This window comes from Desulfovibrio sp. 1214_IL3152 (assembly GCF_036763055.1).
Classification (GTDB): Bacteria; Desulfobacterota; Desulfovibrionia; order Desulfovibrionales; family Desulfovibrionaceae; genus Desulfovibrio.
Genome location: NZ_JBAIYW010000393.1, coordinates 1 through 2,706 on the forward strand (window position 1 = coordinate 1; position 2,706 = coordinate 2,706).

Here is a 2,706-nt window from a genome sequence, read left to right on the forward strand (position 1 = left end):
CCGCCCCACAGGCCGCCGAAAACCAGGAAAGCGCAGATCACGAAGATCTGGAAGCCTTTGTGGACGGTCCCTTTGCCGGGTACATGCCCCTGCTGGCCCAGGGGCAGCAGGCCCGTTGTCCAGAGCTTTTCTGCCAGCGTCTGGCCTCGGAAACAGCACGGGCCAAAGGCGAAGCAAGCCCGCCCGATGACCAGTCCAAAGCGCGCTTGGCAGCTGCCATGGCAATGCTTGTGAGCGCTGTGTGGGATAAGCTGGAACACTATGAAATTTTGGCGGATTAGAGCATTTTCCTGAAAATCCTTGCCACGAAATGCGAGCAGGCAGGCTTTTGCCTGCCGTAAGCAAGCATTTCAAGTGTTAAATGCTTTAACGGCTTGCGAATGAAAACAGCAGCGCCATTTACTTGCCCTGTTGAGCACAGCAGTGAGCGCCGAGCCAATATGCGCTGAAATTACTTCTCAATACGCTTCTCAAAATGCAGACAGCCCGGTTTAGCCGGGCTGTCTGCATTGTTGAAACAATCTTCTTCGAAAAAATATTGCACTCAAGCGCCAGAGCCGGTCTGCGCCTCGTGCGCTTTCCGCGTCCCGATGCGGCACAGAACCCGATCAGGCATCGTCATTGTCCAGAAACACCCAGTGCAGCATGCGCTTGTGTACCCGCAGGCGGTATTCGGACTGCTGGATAAGCATGGACGCCTTGCTGTTGCGTAAAATATCATTTTCCACACGGATGGCATTGACGGGCGGCGCGCTGAGCATGATCCGCACATGGGGCGCGGCCTTGGCCAGCAAGTCGCTGCAAATGTTCCACTGCCCGTGCTCTTCTTCCGTCAGCCCCTTGCGGCAACCCGCAAAAACATAGTCCACGCCTTTCACGGCTTCTTCCGGGGTATCCACAAAGGTCACATCGGTTCCCAACTCGGCAACGATCCTTTTGAGGGGCGCCGGGTCAATGTGCGAGGGCAAGGCCACGCGCAAGCTGAAGGGGAACCATGCCGTGGCCTCCACAAGCGAATGCAGGGTGCCGTTGAGACAGCCAAGCCAGCCGCAGGTAACATTACCGAGATTGCGCGAATTGCGCAGCATGCAGGCAATATCGGCCAGGGTATGCGCCGGATGCGCATCCGGACTGCCGGCATTGATCAGGGGGAAGCTCAGGTCTATCCTGGCGGGGTCCCAGGAGGCCACAGGCAGGCCGTAGGTATACAGGCAGTCCACATAATAGCTGAATATGGGCATGAGCTGTTCGCGGTACTCGGAAAGTTCCGAGCGCCACACGCTGCGGTTGCCCTCATACACCACCGCCCCGCCCAACTGCCGGACCGCTGCGGACACGCAGAGCCTTTCCGGCAACGAATGCTGGGCAAAAATGAGCACAGCCACACGCTCTGTCATGAAATTCGTTCTGGTCTTGGCCTCGGGCATGCCCATGGCCTGCTGCACAAGCAGCCAGCACGCCTTTTCTCCCAGTTTTTTGATAGTCAGTATATGTCGAGCCATAAATCCTCCGTGACGGGCGTCACATACCTTGATTATGCCCAGTGCTATGACCTTAGCAAGCTGCCATGCCTATGTCCAGAAGTACCGCGCAAGGTCTTGACAGCATATGACAAATGCCGCGTACAGGAATATGCCGTCAGCAACGGCATTTTGCGGAACACTGCCGTCCGCCCTGCGTCACTGTTTTTTGGTCACGATGCGGGCTTGTGATTCACAGTGCTTTTCCGCTACACTGTTTTTACTGCTGCAAAGAATACATGGGAGATTTGATGAGAGTCTTTTTCTTTGATCTGGACGGCACCCTGCTTGATACGCTTGACGATATCGGCAACGCCTGCAATGCCGTACTGGCCCGGCACGGCTACCCAACGCATCCCCTGGCGGACTACAGACGCTTTGTGGGACGCGGCTTTGACAAACTGGTGCGCGATGCATTGCCCGCCGCAGCAGAACTTGAGGCCCCGGCCCTGTCGCACCTGGTGGAAGAAACCCGCCGGCATTACGGACGCCATATGTGCGACGCCACCCGGCCTTATGAGGGCATAATTCCGGCACTTGAAGCTCTGGCCGCCAGGGATTGCCCGCTGGCGGTGCTTTCCAACAAGCCCGAAGAGCATACAGTGGAACTGGTACAGCGCTATTTTCCCTCCATTCCGTTCACGCTTGTGCGCGGCGGCAGAAAAGGCGTTCCCCTCAAACCACAACCCGACGCACTGCTGGACATGGCCGAAACAATGCATACATCTGTAGCCCGGGTTCTGTACGTGGGCGACAGTGATGTGGATGTACAGACCGCGCGCAATGCGGGTACAACGTCAGTGGGCGTGGCCTGGGGATTTCGCGGGCCGGAGGAACTGCGCGCCGCCGGAGCTGACCATATTATCGACGCTCCGTCCCAACTGATCGAACTGACGGTGGAGATATAGTCATGGCAAAACGCCTTATTATTGAAATTGATGAAGAGAAGTGCAACGGCTGCGGCCTGTGCGTGCTGGACTGTGCTGAAGGCGCTCTGGCCGTGGTGGACGGCAAGGCCAAACTTATACGGGATTCTTACTGTGACGGGCTTGGCGCATGTCTTAACTGCCCCGAAGGCGCACTAAAACTTATAGAGCGCGAGGCTGAGGACTTTGATGAAGAAGCCGCCCTCGCAGCCAAGGCCGAGCGCGAAGGAACAGCCCCTGTCCACGCGGCCCACGGCCCG

The 2,706-nt window shown here is 57.4% G+C and carries 3 protein-coding genes and 1 pseudogene; 3 read left to right on the forward strand and 1 reads right to left on the reverse strand.

Annotated elements, in window-relative coordinates; genetic code table 11:
* Positions 1-281, forward strand: a pseudogene (locus tag V6C07_RS08550) (serine/threonine protein kinase); the annotation flags it as partial.
* A gap of 327 nt (positions 282-608) precedes the next feature.
* Here the strand turns inward: V6C07_RS08550 and V6C07_RS08555 are convergent.
* Positions 609-1,502, reverse strand: coding sequence for an ornithine carbamoyltransferase (locus V6C07_RS08555; RefSeq protein WP_333535973.1), 894 nt, complete (start codon positions 1,500-1,502; stop codon positions 609-611).
* Positions 1,503-1,771: 269 nt separating this feature from the next.
* On the opposite strand from V6C07_RS08555, the gene V6C07_RS08560 reads away from it, so the two are divergent.
* Positions 1,772-2,428: an HAD family hydrolase gene (locus V6C07_RS08560; RefSeq protein WP_333535974.1), complete on the forward strand. Its 657-nt coding sequence runs from the start codon at positions 1,772-1,774 to the stop codon at positions 2,426-2,428.
* A 2-nt stretch (positions 2,429-2,430) separates the two neighbouring features.
* Positions 2,431-2,706: ATP-binding protein (locus tag V6C07_RS08565; RefSeq protein ID WP_333535975.1), on the forward strand; the 276-nt coding region annotated here is incomplete at its 3' end.